Annotated in this window: 14 protein-coding genes; 5 read left to right on the forward strand and 9 right to left on the reverse strand. The window is 41.8% G+C overall.

Annotated elements, in window-relative coordinates:
• Both SJ2017_RS18995 and SJ2017_RS19000 read left to right on the forward strand, forming a co-directional pair.
• Nucleotides 1-621 (forward strand): OmpA family protein, encoded by a 621-nt coding sequence (locus SJ2017_RS18995; RefSeq protein WP_167692946.1) that lies wholly within the window; start codon nucleotides 1-3, stop codon nucleotides 619-621.
• A 177-nt stretch (nucleotides 622-798) separates the two neighbouring features.
• Nucleotides 799-1,350, forward strand: a complete 552-nt coding sequence (locus SJ2017_RS19000) for a thioredoxin family protein (protein ID WP_055023574.1) — start codon at nucleotides 799-801, stop codon at nucleotides 1,348-1,350.
• A 75-nt stretch (nucleotides 1,351-1,425) separates the two neighbouring features.
• On the opposite strand, the gene SJ2017_RS19005 is transcribed toward SJ2017_RS19000, so the two are convergent.
• Together SJ2017_RS19005 and rhlB are read right to left on the reverse strand one after the other, a co-directional pair.
• On the reverse strand, nucleotides 1,426-2,358 hold the full coding sequence (locus tag SJ2017_RS19005; protein ID WP_080916953.1) for a Ppx/GppA phosphatase family protein: 933 nt from the start codon (nucleotides 2,356-2,358) through the stop codon (nucleotides 1,426-1,428).
• Nucleotides 2,359-3,657 carry an ATP-dependent RNA helicase RhlB gene (gene rhlB, locus SJ2017_RS19010; RefSeq protein WP_055023576.1) on the reverse strand — a complete coding sequence of 433 codons (1,299 nt, stop codon included), beginning with the start codon at nucleotides 3,655-3,657 and terminating at the stop codon, nucleotides 2,359-2,361. It lies immediately after the preceding gene.
• A 144-nt stretch (nucleotides 3,658-3,801) separates the two neighbouring features.
• Here rhlB and trxA point away from each other — a divergent pair, with 144 nt between their 5' ends.
• Entirely contained in the window at nucleotides 3,802-4,128 is a 327-nt protein-coding gene (gene trxA / locus SJ2017_RS19015; RefSeq protein WP_080916954.1) for a thioredoxin TrxA, read from the forward strand.
• Nucleotides 4,129-4,485: 357 nt separating this feature from the next.
• On the forward strand, nucleotides 4,486-5,751 hold the full coding sequence (gene rho / locus SJ2017_RS19020) for a transcription termination factor Rho (protein ID WP_080916957.1): 1,266 nt from the start codon (nucleotides 4,486-4,488) through the stop codon (nucleotides 5,749-5,751).
• 149 nt (nucleotides 5,752-5,900) lie between these two features.
• Here rho and rhlP read toward each other — a convergent pair whose 3' ends face one another.
• The 5 genes from rhlP to SJ2017_RS19045 form a co-directional block, all read right to left on the reverse strand.
• Nucleotides 5,901-6,779: a rhombotarget lipoprotein gene (gene rhlP / locus SJ2017_RS19025; RefSeq protein WP_080916958.1), complete on the reverse strand. Its 879-nt coding sequence runs from the start codon at nucleotides 6,777-6,779 to the stop codon at nucleotides 5,901-5,903.
• 390 nt (nucleotides 6,780-7,169) lie between these two features.
• Entirely contained in the window at nucleotides 7,170-8,117 is a 948-nt protein-coding gene (nrfD, locus tag SJ2017_RS19030) for an NrfD/PsrC family molybdoenzyme membrane anchor subunit (RefSeq protein ID WP_055023580.1), read from the reverse strand.
• A complete protein-coding gene (locus SJ2017_RS19035; protein WP_080916960.1) occupies nucleotides 8,114-8,686 on the reverse strand; it encodes a 4Fe-4S dicluster domain-containing protein in 573 nt (190 codons plus the stop codon). The genes nrfD and SJ2017_RS19035 overlap by 4 nt, the downstream gene beginning before the upstream one ends.
• Before the next feature lie 12 nt (nucleotides 8,687-8,698).
• Nucleotides 8,699-10,975, reverse strand: coding sequence for a thiosulfate reductase PhsA (gene phsA, locus SJ2017_RS19040; RefSeq protein WP_080916961.1), 2,277 nt, complete (start codon nucleotides 10,973-10,975; stop codon nucleotides 8,699-8,701).
• Between the two features lie 339 nt (nucleotides 10,976-11,314).
• Nucleotides 11,315-13,117, reverse strand: coding sequence for a sensor histidine kinase (locus SJ2017_RS19045; RefSeq protein ID WP_244899731.1), 1,803 nt, complete (start codon nucleotides 13,115-13,117; stop codon nucleotides 11,315-11,317).
• 139 nt (nucleotides 13,118-13,256) lie between these two features.
• Between SJ2017_RS19045 and SJ2017_RS19050 the strand changes: the two genes are divergently transcribed.
• Nucleotides 13,257-13,853 carry a response regulator transcription factor gene (locus SJ2017_RS19050; RefSeq protein WP_080916963.1) on the forward strand — a complete coding sequence of 199 codons (597 nt, stop codon included), beginning with the start codon at nucleotides 13,257-13,259 and terminating at the stop codon, nucleotides 13,851-13,853.
• 56 nt (nucleotides 13,854-13,909) lie between these two features.
• On the opposite strand, the gene SJ2017_RS19055 is transcribed toward SJ2017_RS19050, so the two are convergent.
• Nucleotides 13,910-14,407: a hypothetical protein gene (locus tag SJ2017_RS19055; protein ID WP_080916964.1), complete on the reverse strand. Its 498-nt coding sequence runs from the start codon at nucleotides 14,405-14,407 to the stop codon at nucleotides 13,910-13,912.
• On the reverse strand, nucleotides 14,404-14,811 hold the full coding sequence (locus SJ2017_RS19060; RefSeq protein WP_080916966.1) for a hypothetical protein: 408 nt from the start codon (nucleotides 14,809-14,811) through the stop codon (nucleotides 14,404-14,406). Before SJ2017_RS19060 ends, SJ2017_RS19055 begins: the two co-directional genes overlap by 4 nt.
• Between the last annotated feature and the right edge of the window lie 34 nt (nucleotides 14,812-14,845).

A 14,845-nucleotide genomic window follows, 5' to 3' on the forward strand; every position in this document is an offset into this window, starting at 1 on the left:
ATGAAACACCTTAACATGCTTCCGCTTTGCCTCGTGGCATTGATGCTATCAGCCTGTATTGAAACACCTAAACCAGCCATGGTTGAACAGCAAAGTCGTGATTTAACCGATGTCGATGCCGATGGTGTTATCACAGCTCGAGATCTGTGCTTAACGACTCCTGACGGTTCAGTTATCAATAACGATGGCTGCGAGAATGCCGTCACCGTGGAGAAAAAAGCCAGCCGTGTGGTGATGTTTGAATTTGATAAACACACACTGACTGAGTATGAATCGAATCGTTTGGCTAAAATGGTAAACGCAGTCAAACACCACCCAGACGCGAAGATTTATTTGATTGGTGATACAAGCCCCGAGGGTAGCGATACCTATAACCATGAACTCGCTAAAAAGCGCACCGAAGAAATTACCCGCTTGATTGTGGCGCAAGGGATCAACAAGCAAAACATTACTTCGCAAGTGTATTTTGAAGATAATATGATCCCAGCAGCCATCAAGGGACGTGAACACAGATTAGTTGCTGTGGCTAAGTGGCAAGAATCAGGAATTGAAAAGTCTTGGCATATTTTCTCGACAGAAAAACAGCCCCAAAAGGACAAAAAACGCGCATCAGGAATATGATATGCAATAAGATTCTTATATCTGTAACAGTATTTATCGCACTTATGGGCAAGTTCAAAGTTCTCTTTGAATTATTGCCCTTGTGAGTGATCTAGCTAACAGGTCGCTCATATTCAACTTCCCTAACTTACGTCAAAATGATTGAATTATTGCATTCTTCTTTCATGAGACTTTATCATGCATAAAACTGTTAAAACATTATTAGCCACAACCGCCCTTTTCTTTAGCAGCCAATTGGTTGTAGGTTCAGCCTTAGCTAGCAGCGGCTGTGCGTTTGATGAAGAGCAATCAGGCTTCATGGCAACATGTAGCGAGGAGAAACAAGAAGTGATTATCACAGGTATTGTTGAAATTTCAGCATTAGAAAAAGATTTACCAGGCTATGCAGAAGAGTTTGAAAACTATCAAACAGATGCCGCGACTATCTCAGCATTAAAAGCCATTACCACGCCAACAAATGTGGTTGTGATTATTGGAACTTGGTGCCCTGATTGTCATCGTGAAACACCACGTTTCATGAAGCTAATCGAAGAAGTTGCTAACCCGAATATCACCGTTACCTACATTGGTGTTGATCGCAGCAAGCTTGATCCTGAAGGTTTAGCCGCTAACTATGACTTTACACGTATCCCAACCTTTATCGTTGAACAAGACAATAAAGAGATTGGCCGTATCGTAGAAAGCCCTGAAGTGACACTAGAGCAAGATTTATTGAATATCGTTAAATAAATCAAATACGCCACAATAAAAAAGGACCTATTTAGGTCCTTTTTTGATCGCTCATAACAAGCACTTTTTCAAATCTTAGCCCAGCTCAACTCTGTCAGCCAACATTTTCAGCACCCCTTCTCGAAGTGCGCCGCCAGATAAATTTAGCGACTCAATATCAAGCAATTCAAATAAGGCGATTAATATGGCGATGCCTGAAGCAAAAGTCGGTGCTTTTTCTTCAGATAAGCCTTGAATATGATGCAAAGATTCATTCTTTTGCGCCAACACTTCATCACGAAATCGATATAAGACTTTCAGTGTAATGATTTCAGATAGCTCACGATGATTCAGTACCGAAACCACGGACTGAACCGCGCCTGAGGCACCAACCACGCCTTGCCAACCTAGCTCTCTAAGTAATTCACTATGAGGAAGCAACGCATCAGACACCGCTGCTTTAGCTTGTTCAAAGTGCTGAAGTTGATGAGGGACTTGATTGAAAAACTGTTGATTAAAGCGCACACAACCAAAATCTAAGCTGGTTTTAAATAGCACTTCGTTGCCATTACCAATAATAAACTCGGTACTTGCGCCGCCAATATCAATCACTAAACGCTGGCCATCACCTTCTGTTGTCGCTGCCATGCCTTGATAAATAAGCTCAGCTTCACGTAAACCACTAATCACTTCGATAGGGTGACCTAATATCGGTAACGCACGTTGATGGAATTCAGCCGCATTAGAAATAACACGGAGTGTTGCTGTGGCAAAAACAGCAACATGTTGCTGAGCGACTTGATGTTTTTCAAGCATATCAGCAAACATTTGCAAGCAATCAAGACCACGCTGTAACACATGTTCAGCTAAGCGATTATCCTCGCCAATACCTTCAGCCAAGCGCACCTTTTGCTTATATTTAGCAATAATCGTTGGTTGGCCATCCAATGTTTGGGCAACCAACATATTAAAGCTATTTGAGCCAAGCGTTATCGCGGCGTAACAGGGTAATGTAGCTGAAACAGTCATTTACGAGTGTCTGCGATTCCTTTGAGGTGGACGACCACCACTGCGGTGAGCACCATTACGGTTAGCACCATCACGACCACGAGTCGTTGGGTGTTTACGATGAATACGCACTGGTGGCGGTAAATCATCAAGTAACGCTTCACGATCGTAATTTGTCACTGGAATTGAGTGCTTAATGTAAGTCTCAATTGCAGGTAAGTTTAATGCATATTCTTCACAGGCAAAACTCACTGACACGCCTTTTTGACCTGCACGGCCAGTACGGCCAATACGGTGAACATAATCTTCACAGTCATCCGGTAAGTCATAGTTATATACATGAGATACATCAGAAATATGTAAGCCACGCGCAGCAACATCAGTTGCCACTAACACATCAAGCGAACCATTAGTAAATTGCTCAAGAATACGAATTCGTTTCTTTTGCGGCACGTCACCTGTCAGTAATCCAACACGATGACCATCACCTTCTAACCATGACCATACTTTTTCGCAGCTGTGCTTGGTATTAGAAAATACAATGGCTTTTTCTGGCCAGTCTTCTTCTAATAATGTTAGCAACAAGCGCATTTTGTCATCTGTTGAAGGGTAAAAAATTTCTTCTTTGATGTTTTTTGACGTTTTTTGCTCAGGCGCAATTTCGACTTTCTCAGGATCATTCATATGATCATAAGCTAGCTCTTGTACCTTCATTGATAATGTCGCTGAATAAAGCATATTCAAGCGAGATTTCGCATCAGGCATACGTCTAAACAAGAAACGGATATCTTTAATAAAGCCTAAGTCGAACATACGGTCAGCTTCATCTAATACGACAGCTTGAATCGAGTTCAAACTAATCACACCTTGGCGAACGTAATCAATAATACGACCCGTTGTGCCAATAAGGATATCAACACCAGCATCAAGCACTTGGCGTTGAACATCATAGCTTTCACCGCCATAAACAATACCCACTTTTAAGCCGGTATGTTTTTCTAATAATTTGGCATCTTTTGCAATCTGAATCGCTAATTCGCGAGTCGGCGCCATGATAATTGAACGTGGCTGATTGACTTGTCGCCCTTCTGGCACGGCAACGGATAAAAGATGGTTAAAGGTTGCAACCAAAAAAGCCATTGTCTTGCCAGTACCTGTTTGTGCCTGACCTGCAATATCTTTTTGTTGTAATAAAATGGGGAGAGATAACGCCTGTATCGGCGTACAAAATTCAAAGCCATTTTCGTTTAAAGCCTGAACAACCTCTGGTTTCAGAGGGAAGTCGGCGAATCTTTGGGTAGATAAATGTGTTTCGCTCATAGCACAAGCATACTCGTTAGTGTTGCAAAAAAAGACTTAATCGTTTGAAATAGCCCACACGTTTACTTGAAAACTATTTAACCGCCCCAATATACATGGTAAGCCATTAATAAACTAGCAATGGTGCCAAATCTGGAGATTTACATGAGCGATAAAATTGTATACCTAAGCGATGACAGCTTCGAAAATGACGTTATTAACTCAGAATTACCTGTATTGGTAGACTTCTGGGCTGAGTGGTGTGGTCCTTGTAAAATGATTGCCCCAATCTTAGATGACGTAGCTGAAGAGTACGCAGGTAAGCTAACAGTAGCTAAACTTAACGTTGACCAAAATAATGTTTCACCTGCTAAGTACGGTGTACGTGGCATCCCGACATTATTAATGTTCAAAGGCAGCGAGTTAGTAGCGACTAAAGTTGGCGCACTATCTAAGACTCAATTAAAAGAGTTCATCGACGCACAAGCTTAATCAAGCCTCAAATCAGAATCACAGCCTATCTGATTGAATGTTGAATATTATTCATAACGAGTGCTGTTGTTAGACTCGTTATTGGCTTAGAGACTCTCATATATGAGAGTCAATAACGCTAATCAATCATGACGATGCTGCGCATTTTGAGCTTGAATAGTGATTATCGGCACAATATGTGAACAATTTGTGCCGATAATTAGCTAAAATTCTGGACGCACACTCCATATAGTGCTAATTTATTCAGCAGATTTTTTCAACTAAACTCCTACTCGCTTATCAATCACACTTTATTTACACCGTTATACCCTATGATTGATTGCGGTAAGCATCGTCGCGTAATACAAGACCCCCAACATGAATTTAACTGAATTAAAAGACACGTCTATATCGGACCTAGTTTCACTCGCTGAAAGCATGAAATTAGACAATATGGCCCGTGCTCGCAAGCAGGACATCATTTTCTCAATTCTGAAAGCCCACGCCAAAAGCGGTGAAGATATCTTTGGTGGCGGTGTATTAGAAATCCTTCAAGATGGTTTCGGATTTTTAAGAAGTTCAGATGGTTCTTACTTAGCAGGCCCTGATGACATTTATGTCTCTCCAAGCCAAATTCGACGCTTCAATATGCGTACCGGTGATACCATCTTTGGTAAAATCCGCCCACCAAAAGACGGTGAACGCTATTTTGCCCTGCTAAAAGTCAACGAAGTAAACTTCGACAAGCCTGAAAATTCTCGTTCTAAAATCTTATTCGAAAACTTAACCCCGCTACATGCAGAAGATCGCCTACGCATGGAACGCGGTAATGGTTCGACTGAAGATATTACCTCGCGTATTCTTGATTTATACTCTCCTATCGGTAAAGGTCAACGTGGCTTGATTGTCGCACCGCCAAAAGCGGGTAAAACCTTATTACTTCAAAACATGGCGCAAAGCATTACCTACAACAACCCAGAAGTGGTGTTAATGGTATTACTGATTGACGAACGTCCTGAAGAAGTAACCGAAATGCAACGCATGGCAAAAGGTGAAGTGATTGCTTCAACCTTTGATGAGCCAGCTTCACGTCACGTTCAAGTGGCAGAAATGGTTATCGAAAAAGCCAAACGTTTAGTTGAACACAAAAAAGACGTGGTGATTTTATTAGACTCAATCACGCGTCTAGCACGTGCATACAACACCGTGATTCCATCATCAGGTAAAGTTCTGACCGGTGGTGTTGACGCTAACGCCCTGCACCGTCCAAAGCGTTTCTTTGGTGCTGCACGTAACATCGAGCACGGTGGTAGCTTAACCATTATTGCAACAGCGCTTGTCGATACTGGTTCTAAGATGGATGAAGTCATTTACGAAGAATTTAAAGGTACTGGTAACCAAGAGTTACACCTTTCTCGTAAAGCAGCTGAAAAACGTGTTTTCCCAGCGATTGATTTCAACCGCTCAGGTACACGTCGTGAAGAAAAACTTACCACCCCAGATGAACTTCAGAAGATGTGGATTTTACGTAAAATCCTTAATCCAATGGATGAAGTTTCAGGCATGGAATTCCTTATCGATAAATTGGCCATGACCAAGACAAACGATGAGTTCTTCACTGCGATGAAACGCGCTAAAACCTAACGTTTATTCTGCATTAAAAAACCACCTATATTGGTGGTTTTTTTGTGCCTGTACTTTCAACAAGCGGACATGTCAGCATGCAATACTTCAGTAAAAGCACTGAGAAAAGCTAATTATTTAACACTTTAGGGTTTAGGTACTGTTTTTGATTATGTTCTACTTACTCGGTTTCTAAATCCAAATACCATCATTATGAAAAACAGTGTTATATCTAACAAACCTAGTGCGCCACCTTTAGAACTATAACCTTCACTATGCGTTATTTTTACTTGATCAGGGTTTTCTTTAACTCTCTTTTTAAAGCTATCCAATTGAGTGTTTAAATTCATAACCATACTATCCGCTGCTTGCTCAAAGCCTTGAATACTATCTGCTCTTAACTCTTCACTTAAATTAATAGGTGTTGAGCTGCCTGATATCTGACTGGTTCCTGGCGCCCTAAATAGCATCATTTTACTGTCGATATCGTAGACAACTGTATCCATCAAGGTATTCGTATCATTCTTCTCGCCTGATACCACGTAAGCACCGACAATTGTCCAATAGCTTAGCGATAATATGCCCTCATCGGTAAACTGTACTTGGTCATAAGAAACCAATGCGATCACATCAATACCATACATAGTTTGTATTTGAGACAAATTAGCAAAACTACCACCAGCAGTTAAATACGCAGAGGGGATCACTTCTATGCTGCTAACAAAATCCAACATCCGAAAGTTACTAGCAACACTTTCTAAAATTTCGGTTTTCTTAGATTCCGATAACCCTGCAGAATAACTATTTCCGGTCCAAGAGTTATGAGATGAGCTATCACTTTTACTTGCAGGAACAAACGCAACACCAACCCGTAACGGGAGAGTTAACTGAGGGATTGCAGGGGTAATAACTGCTTCGCTGGACTTTGGATAAAGGTAATCCATCACACTACTTTTGGTATTCACTTGCTGCGAAGCGCATCCAGATAACAACAGCATAGCCAGTATGCTGACCAACCTAATGTTCTTATTTAACGGCCAATAAATCATAAATCCCTCTATGTTATTTTGGTGCTTATCTATTGCGAGTCCTTGATCCGCAACTGCCACAAACACTCATGATCAATACTCTTCAAACATCTGAATCAAATGATTAAATAAAAATGACTATATCATTACTGCACATGATTGCATCGGATAAATTTAAACCTAAATAAACATGCTCGATTAACATGTGATGCTCTTGGAATGTAAAACTGATAGTAGTACTGGTAGTAGTATTGATATTAATAATGGAATAAGTGATTTTCGCCGGGAGTCAATTTCCACAGCTAATGTGAGAAATAATCTAACGCTATAAATATTGTGAGTACGATAAAGCCGCTAAACAGTATATGTTAAGCGGCTTTTTTGAGGGTTAAACTCCAAGTTTTAAACTGACTAACTGATATAACTTTGCCCTGCATACACCACGAAGTGACGTAAGGCTAATACCCCAAGAATGGTGCTACAAGAAACCGTGATTAAAAACCCTTTTGTATGACGCCATGACTTAGGTGCAATCGTGCTAGCAAGCACTGGCACAACTAAACCTAAACCAACAACCCCTAACCAGAATACACTCGCCCACGTTCCTGTAGTGATGGCTGACGTTGCCGCTTGCGCTGCAGGGCCTGAAAAGTTAAGCCCAACAAACAATAACACTAGACATAAGGCTTCGTTAAAGGCCACAGGATATTCGATACGATGCACTTGCTCGATACAGTCAGATTCTTTTTTGCTAAAGAATAAGGTCGCAACCAAAATGTTACCTGCCGAACCTACCGACAAAGCTGATGCTAAAAATAGTGCAGGTAACACAGCAGTATTTAATATCGGGTAGCTAATCAACGCTGATAATAAAAAGCCTGTGTAAACCCCAACCCCTATCGCCAATATAAAGATCAACTTGTTAAGGCTATTCTCAAGTTGGCGACATACTTTAGCCACGCCAGCTAACCAGGGTGCATATTTAAGTAGCTGCTTTTCAAACACTAAACCAGCAAATATAAACACCAGCGGGATATAAAATAATAATGCTAATACCCCCCAAGCCATCACCGAAGTAAAGTTGTAGTTAAGCAGAATATGGTAAAACTCAAATGGCTTGGTTAAATCAAGCACTAATAGCGCCATGCCTAGACAAATAGAGACAGGGCCAACTACCGCTGCGGCTTTGATCACCGGTAACCCTTCTGTCGGTAAACCTCGGCTTTGCTTGTACCATTTGAGCCCTATTGCCACCAGCATTGAACCTGCTGATAACCCTGCCATAAATAAATACACTGCGATTATCCAGTTCCAGACGACTGGATCGTATTGCTCCATTGAGCCCCAGATATTATTCATGCTTTGATCCCTCCTTTACGGCTAGGAATACGATAAACCCTTGGCTCGGTGCCTAGATTCACTTTTTGTTGGTAATGATTTTTGGTGTCTAGCAACTGACTCACTTCAGAAGTTAAATCATTGGCATCACCAAAGGTCAGCGCTTGGGTTGGACACACTGCCACACAAGCAGGATCTTCACCTCGAGCTAAACGGGTTTCTTTACAGAAGTCACACTTGTCCGGCACGCGGGTTTCAGGATTAATAAAGCGCACTTTGTAAGGACACGCCGCCACGCAATACAAGCAACCAACACACTTACCTTCATTGATGGATACAATGCCATCATCGTTGACATAAGCCGCTCCAGTTGGACAGACTTTCACGCAAGGTGCGTTTTCACATTGCTCACATGACACGCGGTTGTATTTAAAATGCAGGTGAGGGAAATTACCGTAAGGCCCCTCAACTCTTACCTGAATACGGGTCACCGACTCAGGGACATTATTTTCACTGCGACAAGCGACATTACACGCTTGGCAGCCAATGCACTTATTTTCATCGTGCACAAGGACATAACGTTTAGTCATAATGAACTCCGATTAAATCTTGGCTATTTTGACGCCGGTAGTATGTAGGTTCATACCTGTTACCGGAGCCGTGACATGAGGAAGTAAGTTACCGCAATGAATACCCTTGCCTGTGGCACGCGCAAGCTCTTTGTTTTTAGAGCCACAACCCATATAAGCAAATACGGTATCAGGACGAATACCTGGCGTGACTAAGGCATAACCCTCTTCGCTGCCTGTATCATTGAAGATACGAATTTTATCGCCGCTCGAAATCCCCATATGTCCCGCTGTTATCGGGTGGATCCACAAGGCATTATCAGACATCAAGTTAGCCAGCATAGGGACATTTTGCGTTGCGCCATTGGTATGTACGGCGACCTTACCTTGGATGAAAAATAGCTCATCAGCTTTTTTCATGGTGACTTCGCGGTATTTAATCACGCCGCGCCCAGGTGCCATTTTTTCCACTTTATCTGAGCTTAATTCAATCTTGCCTGACGGTGTTTTAAAGCTCAGATGGCTGGCATAAGTGCTATCTTCATCTGGCGCTTTTGCATTAGCGTATTCAGTTACAAACGCATTCACCATGCTCGGTTCACGTAACATTAATGGTTTGCCGTAGCTTACCCAGCCATCACGCTTAATTTTATCCAGCAAGCTAATATCTTTATTCACTTGGAACATCTGCAAGGTCTGCATATTTTCCCAAGGGAAGTACTCACCTAGGCCTAATTTATCTGCCACCTCTTTCCAAATCTGCCAGCTTGGCTTAGTGTCACCAATGGTATCGACCACCCGCTGGCGCACGTAATAAGCTGGGTTCTTGCCTGACTTATCCTTAATTTCTTCATCACGTTCAAGGTAGGTAGATTCAGGTAGGAACACATCGGCATAAGCTGCGCTTTCGGTGATGTATAAGTCGCATGCGACAACAAAGTCGAGCTTTTTCATCGACTCTACAATCCGTGCTCTGTCGGTCATGGTTTGCATTGGGTTGGTGCGGCTCATAACCCAGCCGTGTAATTGATAAGGCACTGCTTCAAGGGTGGCATCTAAAATGCTTTGATACACCCCGCCTGATGACCACAATAATGCGTATTGCTCATCGACCATATCAATACGTTTAGCATCAATTTTAGGAAGGTTTTTCACCCCTGGCTTTGACAAGGTTGGCGCTACGGTTTCGCCAGCATATTTATTGTAGCTAGACGCTTTTTTACCGAAATATAAGCCACCTTTACGCTCAATATTGCCCACTAACACGTTGGCGGCATATAGCGCACGGCGCATTTCAAACTCTTCAGTTGTAAATGAGGCTCGGTGACCAAAATCCACTAATGCATGAGGCGCTGCAGCAGCGTATTCATGGGTAATACGGCGAATATCTTCAGCGGGGACATCACTTATCGCTTCAGCCCATTCAGGTGTGTAGTTTTTAACTTCTTTGGCAAACTCATCAAAGCCTTCAACGTACTGTGCGACGAAGTCTTTATCGTATAAATCATCATTAATCAGGGTATGACAAATCGCCAAGGCAACCGCTACATCTGTACCTGGTTTAATGGCGTACCACTCATCAGCTTTATCAGCCACGATAGAAAAGCGTGGTTCAAATACCACTAGCTTGGCGCCCTTTTCCATTTGTGCATTCATCATCCCGCGCGTTTCAGACATATTAATGCCTTCATACAAGTTATGACCGAAGTTGATGATGTACTTGGAATTACTTAAATCACGTTTAATTTTGCCACCAAAGATGGCTTTAGCTGCAACCACATAACCAGCTGGACAAGTCGATGCGTGAGTAAAGGTATTTGGGCTGCCAAAGGTTTTGGCGAGATGAAAAAGGTGGCTTTCAAGCGAGCCAGACTTAGAAGAAAATGCAACAGACTCTGCGCCGTGTTTGGCTTTAATTTTATTGAGGTTTTCAGCTATCAGGCTGTAGGCTTCATCCCACTCGATTTCAGCCCATTTGCCTTCGCCACGTTCCCCCACTCGCTTAAGCGGCTTAACAATACGCTGCTTATCGTAAAGTAAACTATGACCAGCGCCACCACGGGCACACACAGCCCCGCCAAATGACTTCGCTTTTTTATTCCCTAAAATAGAAACGTTTTTGCCGTTTACTACTCGAGCAGAAATAGGACAACGTGTTGAACACATCTCGCAGCTACTTGCGACTAGCTCTTCACTCCCTTGCACAGTGACGCTACCCAACGCAGCAATCGAGCCTGGCAGCGCAGCGAGTGCACAACCTGCTGTGCCTGCTCCTGCGCCTTTGATAAAGGTTCGCCGATCTAGTTTCATGGTACTTCTCCCAATTGACAACGATGCCCAAGAACCTTAATCAGCTTGCTTTAATATCCAATCAACTGGATGGCATAACGGTTAAGTAGTTCTAAGGTTTTCATCATTCTCAAACAGAAGAAGCGAATTGAATATTGTGGTAAACCACATATCTTCGGCGGGTATTTCTGCTTTGTGACTGTGTTCACGGTTTAAAAAACCACCAACACATGTCTATTTTTTTCGCTATTGTGGTAAACCACATTTCGAACAGATAATAAAAAAGACTGCCTAAAAGGAAGTCTTTTTGTTATTAAATCAAACTACTAAATTTATATCTGCAGATAAAGTCAGCTTACTTTATCCAATCACTTTTTGCTCAGAGCCTCTTTTCTTCAAACTGATTTTGGCAATGCAACCAGATTGAATATCTTGTCGATTGTTAAGGCTAAAGGCGCCTTCATGCTCCTTGATGACTTCATTACAAATCGCAAGTCCAAGGCCTAAACCATTTTCTTTGGTGGTATAAAAGGTTGCCATTAACGCATCTGATGTTTCAGGTAAGCCTGGGCCATTATCGATTATAGAAACATCCACCTGATGCTCTTTAAAATCCATTGCGATGACAATTTTGGCTCGTTTTACAGCCTCAGCACTATCACTTATCGCATCAATACTGTTTTTAATTAGATTAATCAGCACCTGCAACAGGCCAACTCTATCGGCGGTAATAAAAAATGGCTCACCTTTGATATTGTTTTCAACACTGATATCGTGTCTAGCCAATTCAATTTTGAGTAATGACACACTCTCATCGACCAAACTCAAAATGTTGACATCCACCATGACCGCTTCTTTGCGCTTTAATAAGCCACGAATACGGTGCACCACTTCGCCAGCTCGGGTGGATTGTTGATGGATTTTAGTCAGCAATGCTTTGGCTGATTGTTCATCAAAAGGCTGATTATTTTCCAGCCTCATAATAGCGCCTTCACTGTAACTGGTAATCGCCGCAATGGGCTGATTAATCTCATGTGCGAGCCCTGCGCCAATCTCACCAATAATGGCAGCACTTTGCAGTTTTTCTAACGCCAATTCTTGTTGTTTTAATTGCCGCTCAGACTCAATTAACGATTCACTTTTTTGATGAAATCGATACTCAATCCATAAGTGGTAAACCGTCGCGACGATAAATAACAGCACTGCCAAACCACCCCAATGACGATTATCATTAAGCCATTTTAGTAAAGTGTCCCAGCGGTTTACTTCTGACGCTTCAACATGAAGCTCACTGAATAACTGAATCACTGCCAGCTGGCTAATAGGTGACGTCCACCCTTTTAGTTTTGCTTGTATTGCAGCAGGGTGATCTGAAGGTAAATCCATTAGCGCTTGAGTGATATGTTTACTGAGTTCAATATCCACGCTCTCATTCGCAGCAAACGACCAGTTAGGATAAAGATTAGTACTGCACTGACAGTCGAACCCTTTCGGGCGACTCGGGTTTAATATACGAAACTCATCCGCTTTAATCAGCCCTCGCTCGACCATATCTTCAAAGGTACATAATGGCGTTATCGCCGCATCCACGTTGCCGTCACGCACTTGATACAATAATGGATCGAGTGGGAACCCAAGAAACTTAATCTCTTTAAAGTAATTTTTAGTGTCCATGCCCAATTTATGCATCAGGCCAATGGTAGCTTGATAGCCTCCCAACGCATGAGGATCACTAGCCGCAATGGTTTTTTGCTTTAAGTCGTACAAGGTGCGGTAATCACTGTCAGCCCTAACAATAATGGCAGAGCCAATAGCAGAGGTAGCGCCGTTATGACGCCTTGAACGCATCGTGGCAAGCCAAGATAAAGGGAACTGATTGGATAAATAAAGATATTGCCCAGGGTTGGTAATAATAAACTGGATTTTTCCTGATTCCATTGCCGCATTCAAGGCTTCGAAATTACCTGGATAAACATGAAATCGGGTATCAGGTACCTGTTCATTCAAGTAATCCATCATCGGCGTCCAACGAGCAATCGCCTGTTGATCGCCCCAATTGGCAAGCACACCGACATAAAGCTCTTGCGGTTTAGCCCAAACTGGTGACAAAAAGCTAATAGCGATAAAACAAAGCAATATCCGCAGCACAATAAAACCTTTCATTAGAAAACTATAATAAGCTTACGATGAGCGGCAATCACGCAACGTGATGGATTTCATGGTTTGTATAAAATTAGTTCGCATATCGATTCAAACTGAGATATTTATCAATGATGCATTCAAAACGTTGCAAGGAATACACATGCAAACTGACATTCATTGCCCAGTCTATTTAGTCGATGATGATGAAGCCATTATCGATTCAATATGCTTTTTAATGGAAGGCTTCGGTTATCAGCTAACCTGCTTTAACTCTGGAGACGCCTTTCTCGCTCAGGTTGATTTGTCATTAGCAGGTTGCGTTATTTTAGATGCCAGAATGCCTGGACTTAGCGGCCCAGAAGTACAGCAATTATTGAATGAAGCGAAAAGCCCGTTGTCGATTATCTTCTTAACAGGACATGGCGATGTGCCCATGGCAGTGGATGCCTTCAAACAAGGCGCTTTTGATTTTTTCCAAAAACCAGTACAAGGCAAAGTGCTAGCGCAATCCATAGAAAAAGGGCTGCAATACAGCGTTAAGCAACATTGGAAAATGCACAATTTGGCTTTGATTGATGCCCTATCTGAGCGTGAACATCAAATATTCAAACTGGTCATTGCAGGCAACACCAACAAACAAATGTCTAACGAGTTATGTGTGGCTGTCAGAACTATCGAGGTTCATCGCTCAAAGTTAATGGAAAAACTCGGCGTGCAAAATATTGCCGAGTTAATGAAGCTAGCACCCTTAGTTTAATTAACTTGATATCAAGTTAATTAAACCAGACAGTCAACAAGAAATTGATTAATAGCTTATCGCGGCCAAGCTCGATCGTAGGCATCAAAAGCATTAAATGGTTCTGTTATAGCTGAAATACCTTGTAATTTTTTGATTATTGTATCTGGTAAGTCAGAAAAAGATTTCTCCATTTCAATACTATTCACACTGAATAACAAAGTTTTGTAAGTATTGATCTGATCTTCGACGGCTTGATGAGGATTTTTTCTATTTAAAAGCTCTAGGGATAATAACGTTGTTAGCAGTGCCATATACTCAACACGGGCACACTCTTCTATAGCTTTATAGCGATAAAACCCTAAACCAATACCAGCTTGAGGTGAGAGCATTTTCAACTCATCAATAACTTCATTTGAAAGATAATTATTGTCAGCCTCTTGCATACATGTGTCATGCATCTTTGTATAAGAATTAAATTTTTCTTGTAACGTTAAAGCCCCAAAAGCAACAGTATCATCAGCTAAAGAATGACAAGAAAATACCAACAGAATTATCGTTACATAGATTTTCATTTAACTTTACACCCATTATGAATTGCTCGCCAAAAAGACTGCTGCTTAGGATCATTCCAAGTTCGATAAGCTTCTATACCAGCAATTGTTTCTATTTGCCTTCTAGCATAAACTTCTAAACTTCCAAACGAGGCAAAAAAATATTCCCAATTAGTTTGGGTAATTGCCCACCCAGTTTGCGACGAATCTGATGATACCGTTTTCCAAACTAATGAATCTTCGATTAACCTAATACCGCTTCCACTCGTTCTCACGGTGTTCCCTGCAAAAATAGTTAATAGTTGACCAATTAAAATCGTAATTTTTCCCAGTTTTGTTACATCATGGATGTCATTGATATTATCTATAGCAGCTAGACTTTTTTCATCCAGCTGTAATCCAACTATGGCAGGGCAGTATTTCATTATTCAATCCTTGAATAGTGTGAGTCCAGTAAGG

Source organism: Shewanella japonica (assembly GCF_002075795.1).
Classification (GTDB): Bacteria; Pseudomonadota; Gammaproteobacteria; order Enterobacterales; family Shewanellaceae; genus Shewanella; species Shewanella japonica.